This is a genomic window from Vulcanococcus sp. Clear-D1, from assembly GCF_014654725.1.
Lineage (GTDB): Bacteria > Cyanobacteriota > Cyanobacteriia > PCC-6307 > Cyanobiaceae > Vulcanococcus.
Map to the genome: position 1 here is coordinate 23,681 of NZ_JACVZV010000026.1, position 8,124 is coordinate 31,804.

The 8,124-nt window shown below is 46.1% G+C and carries 1 protein-coding gene; it reads right to left on the reverse strand.

Features of this window, described 5'->3' with window-relative positions; translation table 11 throughout:
• Positions 1 to 32: 32 nt before the first annotated feature.
• On the reverse strand, positions 33 to 7,727 hold the full coding sequence (locus H9532_RS11045; protein WP_296368394.1) for a SwmB domain-containing protein: 7,695 nt from the start codon (positions 7,725 to 7,727) through the stop codon (positions 33 to 35).
• Positions 7,728 to 8,124: the final 397 nt, after the last annotated feature.

Here is an 8,124-nt window from a genome sequence, read left to right on the forward strand (position 1 = left end):
CTGCTAACATTATAGGGAGAGCTGGACTTGTGTTATTGGTGAAGATAGTGACTCCAGTTATCAAGATTAGAACTTGGCAGCAATACGTTTCCACTCTTCAGCTCTGTCACGGTGAGCCCTGGGCGGTCCAAGCTCATAAGCCATTCGGCACGAACATCCGTAGAGTCTACGAATAGAGGACCTGACTTATAATCAAAAGAGGGCGAAGGAATGCCACTTGAAAGGATATCTCTGCCTGCCAAGTAGTTGATGACTTCTGAGTCAAAGCTTCTCTGAGCTGCATTTGATTTTGGAATCCCAAGATTAAGATACCGTCCTGTGAGAGAATCAAACTCGCTGTTTTCTCCCTGCATCAGATTGTTAAATCTATCGCGAGCGGTGAGACCATTGCTATCCTTTGTAGTATTATCCAAAAAATTAAACCCAAAACTCTGAACGTCAAATCTACTTGCATCCAAATTATAAAGAAGCCTTACAAACTCGTGTTGCACTTGGCGATTGCTTAATTCCTTGGCAATATTTGCGCCCCGTGAATCAGGCTTGTCTTTTGAGAGAGGACCTAGAAAAGCCCCATTTTCCTTGAGCGAAGGTGCTAAAATATGCCGATCAGCTATTTGAATGCTGACAGGATTTTCGAATAGAAATGTTCTCCAAAATTCAAATCCATTGTTTCGGTCTGGATCTGTCGAATTGCTTAGGCCAATTGGGTAAGCAAGATCCCTAATCTTGATCCTATCCTTTTGAATCGCCGAGCTCCGATATGTAAATAAATCGAGGCGTGGATTCGGTGATATTGTGGGGCTCAAAAATCCGACAGCTGAGCTGTCTATACCAGCCATTCCACCATGGTCAAATCCTTTGATATCGAAAACCCAAGGCTGCACAAAAGTCTGAAGTTTGCCGCCCACACTCTTTTCGTAGGTGATCTGTGTTTTAAGAGCTATGTCTGTAAGAGAAGGTTGTCCATAAAGCAGAGGCGCGCCTAGCCCAGAAGAAAGTGCACCTATAACTCTCCCAGATGTTGTAGTTCCTTCAATTGCATAGGGATGGGAGCTGTCAATAGACCAATAGAAAGCTTTGTCTAGGGTATTAATTTCCCCATCGTTATTAAGATCGTATCTGGTTTCTTTAAGGGTGCCCAATCCGCCACCTAAAACTCCAATGCTGTCAAATGGTGACCCTGGTATTGTTATTGGAACTATATTAGTAGTACCAATCTGATGGCCAGGCTTAAGTTCAGGGAGATAGGTATAGCTATTATCAAAGAGAATTTGCGGGTCGCCGCTGCCACCTAAGTAATAGTAATTGAATGAGGGGTCGAATCCTAGTTCAATCCAATTGGTGTGAGCATAGAAGTCTTGGACTGCATGCAGAATCCTGCCAAAATTCCGCAAGGCCTTGTATTCTCTAAAGATTAATCCCTCGCCTATAAGCTGGCCCTTGTTGCTGACAGATTCGATTATTATCTGAGAATATTGACTATTGATATTCCGGATTGCTTCTGTGAAGTTGTTGTTGTCGAAGTGATTCTTTGACAAATATTGATCAGCACTGAAAATGGTGTCAACTGCATCCTGTGCCGTTGAAATGTTGCGTAAGGCGTCGGCATTCAAGAATGGTAAGGCTTCACTTACGTTATTATTGTGGATATCAGTATCAAAGCTTTGGCGGCGGTTGCTTCTTTCGCCTCTTGTCTTGGCTTTGTGGCTTCGCAGAGGATTGGCGAAACTAACCTTCATGGTCAATGTTTTCCCGGCTTGATCGGTACTTGAAATGAGAAATTTAAATCTACGAATACCAGACACATCTTTGGGGTTGGCTGAGAATACTAACTTATTGCCATCAATAGAGAAAAATCTTCCAGATGCAAATTTCTTTTTGTTACTGTGGACTCTATATATGTGTGTATCGTCGAGATCGGGATCTTTCGTCCTGAGGGCTCCAAGCGCTTTCCCGCTCCGAAAGCGCAGCCTTTGTTTTAGTCTTAGTTCTAGAGATGACGGAGCGTGATTATCAGCTTCATCCTTCTCAGTAGTATTATTCATGGCCTGAGCTGCAAAGCTGGCGAGGTCGTTACCAACGGCATCCTCAATCACCCCAGTGGTTTGATCACCAGCGGGGTCGGTGTAGGCCAAAGTGACCGCTTGGCCACTGGTCACAGGAGAGGCCAGTTGCAGCGTGACGGTCTTTCCAGAAGGATTGACACTGGCACTTGTCACAGCTCGGGCTACACCACCGACCAGAACCGTAAAGCGACCTAGTGCAGGAACAGTGGCCTCGAGGTCTTCATTGAGGGTCAAGGTGAGTGTGGAGCCGTTGACGCTGCGTGCGGTGACGGTGGGAGCTGTGGTGTCAGATAGGGCAAGAACACCAGGATCTTCAATAAAGCCAATCGCCTCGTTATTATCTCCACGCTGGTTGTCGGTAACGTGTAATATAATCTTTTCGACTAATCCGTCCTTGTTGCGATCAATCAACTCGGCCCCACCATCTAATGGCGTAGCAGGATTGTATAGAAAATCAATCCAAGTGTTATCGTACCATTTTTTGTAGGCATTTGCCTTGACTGGGTTTTGTAGGTCGACCACAATATCAGCAGAGGGATTGTTCTTGATGTCAGTAAGCTCTAGATCAAAACGAATGATTCCGGTTGCCAAGATATCGCTTTTTGGCAGTCTTTCGAATGGATCTATTCTTTTGTTGCCGTTTAGGTCGAGCTCTAGTTCGTCGCCACTTACCTTACCGTCGCCAGACTTATCATCAATTTTGAGCACGGCTTCATTGGAGATTGTCACGCCTGAGCCCAGTTTTGGAGTTAGTTTCAGTCCCTCTTCTTCTGGGGCCTTTACCGTTGCCTGTTCGTATGATTGATCGACAATGTATATCTCGTAAGATGATGTAAAAGAGTGACCTCCCGCAGTGGAAATTCTGTAGTCAAAATTAATCTTATTCGGCCATTCATAAATTGGCTCGGATGCAGGATCTTGTGGATCAGCAAGGGTTATTTCCTTGCTGAGGTGAATCACTACGTCGCCATCCTCATTAAGTGTTGGCTGTGCGGCAGCATTGTCTTTTCTAAGAGCATACAAAAGCTGTTCTAGCGAGCTTCTTTCAGCAATGGGTCTCCGTATGTCTAGTTCGTACAGGAGATGATCTCTGAAGTTGGTCACCGGAAGTCCAGAACGGACAGCAGTGAGACCGGTGCTCAGAAACTTTTCTGCGGCGCTGAAGCCTTCATTGTGGGCATACGTGAGGAGGCCAAGCTGCTCGTCTGTTGATAGTGACTTGTAGTAGTTTCCGTTGGCTTCTGACGCAATGAACCGCTTGTGATTGGCAAGCGTTAGTGCCGCGAGATAAATCTCTTGGATTGCAGGTGACTGAATGAACTGAATGGTCGAGGCTGGAGTTGAATACGCTCCTTGTAGACCTAGAGTTGTTTTGGACGCTTTGAGTGTATTGACTGCGTCTTGTTTGCCAATCGACGAGAAAATATAGCGACCTTCGATAGTAGTTGTGCTAATGTTGCGACTGAATGCATAGCTTCCAGGATCGGTGTTTAGCTTGTTCGTGGCCAAGACATTGCGATAGACGTTCCATTCGTCTTCGTTGAATCCCATTGTCCTCACCAATGCAGACGCATCGGCAGGTAAAGCCACAGCTTGCTGTTCAAATTCTGTTAAGGACGGATAACCAAACTCATTTACGACACCTAGAGGGTTGGATTCTCTGTAGTCATAAGGAAAACTTAAACTGGTTGGAGTACCATCGAGCGACTGTATGGCACTTGTAAATACTTCTTTGGGTATTGTTATTGTTGCCAAATCAGGATTATCGGCATTAACCTTAATTAGATGATTGGGATCATTGGATGGTGTCGACGCATTAAAATCAGATGTCTGGATTACGATCTTCTTGGTCAGGAGTTTTTCGATTGTAGCTATAGCCTGTATGTCTGACAGATTGCGAGAAATCAGTGTACTTGGTATGCCACGCACTATCAGAGGCATTGTTTCTAGATTAAAAAGCTCTTTAGTATTAAATGTGATTCCGTCGATCACAACATTTTCGATCAGTTGAAGCTCGATACCAGAATCATCATTCTCTGACTTGAATCGGATTATGTGACTTGGAATGTCATGCGTAGTAGGATCGCCGTCATCATTGTCTATAGTCTCCAGCAGTAATTCATCAAGACTGCGTGGCAGGATAATTGTGTCATCATCAAATCTGTCGTTATCAAAAATACCTTTGAAGCCTATATGTGGCGCAATGGCGGTATCTTCATGCAGCGCTAGGTTTGACATGTCTATAATATCTCTGTAAGTGTAGCCGTAAATCAGATCATTTCCGCTGTTTAACTTGATTACTAGGCTAGTATTGGTTGGTTCAAGTAAATGCTCATATGGCATCAGGATATGGCGGTCGCTAAAGGAACTATCCTCAGTAACATGGCCTGTTAGGGTTGATCCATCTAACTCTCCAAATAAATTTGCTGGATCAAGAAAGTTGTCGCCCTTGGGCAGGCTGATTGACTTTGGAAGCTTTACATATGAAGGCTGCCACTTACCCCAGTAAAGTTCATTGCCGCGGCTAATCGGATCTTCTGTGTAAAATAGTTTGCTATCAAAAGTTAGACCATTCTGATTTTCGGATAAATATGTTAGGTCTAGTTTCCAATTCGAACTGCTTGCCAGTAGATTGGTTACTTCATCGTCTTCTAAAATATTACCACTGCCGTTCTGTACATCAAACCAGCTCAGTCCAAATGGCTTGCCATCATTTCTTTCTATGATCTCGTAGCTCGTGCCGAATTCGTTGACTAAGGTTACTGCACCGTGATTATAGAAAGATCTGAGAGCGCCGTCATGAATTTCAAGCGTAGATTCACCTAGCCCGTCATTGATTAATCCAATAGGAGAAAAATAGTTGAGGTCTCGCTCCGCGCGTTTCTTGTTCGTTCTGAGGTCATAAATGCCGTAGGGCGAGTTAAGTATGTATCTATCATTCCCACCTCCACCATCAATCCTTGACGCGAAGCCATCAAGAATGAATGTGTCGTCCTGACTCGTTCCGATGATCTCTACCCGATGGTCAGAATACTGGATAAATCCAGGAAAAACTTCTTGAGCCTCTTGTGTGTCATTTGTAACGATGCTTTCAGTGCCATCTCCTTCTACTAAGGTGTTTGTGATTTTGAAGGAGACGCCTTCTGCCCAGTTGTTAAATGTATTATCGGCCGCGATTTGGCTGCCTGTGGATAAAGGGATGCTTGGACTAATATCAAGCGAACCTGGATCGAACTGACTATAGTCTATTGCTATTCTTGTGATCGAATCGTCTATGTCTTGGCCATAGTTGCCTATCTTCCCGGATTTGTTTTCAAACTCTATTGCTGCGGTTGCTATCTCGGTTGTGATTGAGCTGTTTGTAATTAGGTAATAGGGCTGAGCGTCTTCTCCTGGTATCCTTGTAATTTGATTCTTTAGCTCAACTACTCTACCACTCTCTCTGCCTCCGCGTGCGGTCACACTGCTGTTGAACCATCCAGCTGCTTTTGAATCAATCTTATCTTGACCGTCTATGTCAAAGAGGATTTCAACGTTTCTTATTTGAGATAATAACTGAGGCGCGCTTTCACTAGATCTCAAATAACTTCCTTCTTCACCTAGCTTAAGGGTGTCATTGCCTGATCCCAAATCTATTAGTGTATCGTAAGAATATGACCGTTGATCGAAAAAGCTCGCCTCGTTGTCACGGTATGTTGGGTTTGGGTTGCTAATTATGTTGATCAAAGCCTCATCATCTCCCTCCCCCATCGCCACAAATGAGTAGTCCCTGAGGGTTCCATGCACTTCGTCGTTCCCGCAGCTCAGATCTAGCGTTACTTGGCTGTCTGCTATGGCGACTGAGTCAATCTGACATCTTTCGTCTATGTATTCTATGGTCGCTGATTGCTGCGGAAGCGCAGTCAGCTTGTCAGTCCTGCTGATAGCTGGCAAGGACTCTGCTTTGCTCCCTTCTCCTGGCTTGCTATTGAGTGTAAAGCCAGGGAAATTGTATTCAATCTGTCTGCTAAATTCTGTGTTCCCAAAGCTTGGTAAAGAGAGAACAAGTGGAACGACTCCGGTGTCAACACTTATCTCAGCAATATTTTCTGGCAATCTCACGGCAAGTCCTTGCCATGGTACTTTGTTAAAGACAGAGCTCGGAATGTTGATGGTCGAGGTTTGGGTTGTATCTTTAAGTGAGGGAATATCGATCGGTTCATCAAAGCTGGGAATCGCTGCCAATCGAGCCTCTAAATCGAAAAGCCTGGCATCTGTAAGACCTCGTGGTATTCGGAGTGGAATCTTGATCTCTTGGAGCCACGATGGTGTAACCACTTTCCTCCCGTCTGTCAAACCGGGAATGGTAATAGGTGTATCAGAACTAAATAGTGTTCTGTAGTTCTTGGGTATGCTTGGGGGTGTCGGTACTTTGGCGTTCCAGTTACTGCTCCAACTGCCTAGCCATCCAAAATCAAGATCTACGCCAAGATCTATGGATGCATTTAATGCCCCAAATTCATAACCAAATTCGGTGACGAAGCCGAGCTTTGGTGTCAGCGTTACAGTGGGATTCCAGCGCAGCTCGAAGTCGAATTGTTTGTTGTTGTTTGTATCTGGAAGATTGATGCCTCTAAGAAGATTGGCAATGCTTGCTCCTGATAGGTCTTGGCTGGTGATGTCCCCAGGCTTCACTTCTGAAATCTTTGCACTGATGCCAGCCTCCGCAGACCAAATCTCTACCTTCTCTACTGCGAACTCTAGCGCTAAATCGTAGTAGCCGTACAACCTTAGAGCGGGATTTACGTCTATCAGGCTCCAGTCTGCGTCGAAGTGCCCAATCCCAAGGTCAAGGTTGATGTCACCAGAGAAGGGAATTCCTGTTAGGTCTGATATGGCCCGATCAAGATCCCCTGTGATCTCCAGAATCGGAAATCTGCTTCCAAGCGAAAAGCCGCTATTGGTTGTCTGCGGGCTTGGTGATGGAGGTGAGAAAAACCTTAGATCAACATATGGCAGAATCTCTCTGGCCCACGCTGGTTGCGCTTCTCCGAGCATCTGCCTTTCCAGTTGCCTTAAACTTGAGAGTGTGCTGCTTCCAGATAACGTTGTGGAGGGATAGCCGAATTCGGTGCCGCTCCTTCCTGAGTCTGCCCAGTGGAAGATATTGCCGCTATCTCCAATTGATCCCGTGATTCGTTTGACCCAGCTTGGGAGTGGGATCTCGTAGTAGTAGTCGAGATCAATTCCCGCAGCATACGTAAGATAGGCCCATGCACGAAATTCTGGAGTAACTAGATTCCAGTCGAGACGTGTTGGTACTGTGTCGATGTCAAATTCAAACTCCGGTTCCCTCGATGTATCGCCAAATGTAGCGAAATCCCCTTTTAGCGTGATATTGACTCCGCTTTCGAGTCTTGCATTTGCGGAGCCCAGGTCAAGCTTTGCGCCGTAGTCGTATCCCAGTTGAGCTGCCAACCCTGCTTCGAGTCCCGCGAAGCCGAATACCGGTAACCGTGTTTTGTTTGGATTGTTGGGATTGCCGCCGAATTCGATAATATTTCCTTTCCCTCCGCTCGTTGGAAACTGGATGCCGCCTGGCCCAAGACCCACGAGCTCGTTGAAGTCGATATCAACTCTCTCATTGATTCCGTAGAACTTTGACCAATTGAAGCTGCTCATTAATCTATTTCTTATAATGTTTCTCTAGCGCTGTTTGCGGGTAATGTCAACCCACTGTCCTGGCTGCCCGACACAACAGCGAGACCCGTTGCGACAGAACGGGTCTCAGTTGATTGGGTGGGCGGAGAGCCATGAGAGGTTGGGGTTGTCACACCAATCCAATCGCTCGTGGATTCCCGAGCCCGGCTCCACTGTGAGCTCACCGGCTTCCTGCGTCAACACTGCCCCGTCCGCGATCAGCGCCATCTGGTGCTCCTCGCCTGGATGGTGGCCGGGTTGCTGCTCAGCGAGACCGTCTGTTTCGATCACTGGAAAACCAGGCTGCCCATGGCTCGTTGCCTGGCAGGGCTGATTCAAAGTGTGTCACAGGCACTCTTGCCGGGGTTGCGCGCATGGG

What these genes read in the sequence shown, in the direction of transcription:
- H9532_RS11045 (WP_296368394.1), bottom strand. Translation starts at nt 7,727, where the DNA reads ATGAGCAGCTTCAATTGGTCAAAGTTCTACGGAATCAATGAGAGAGTT.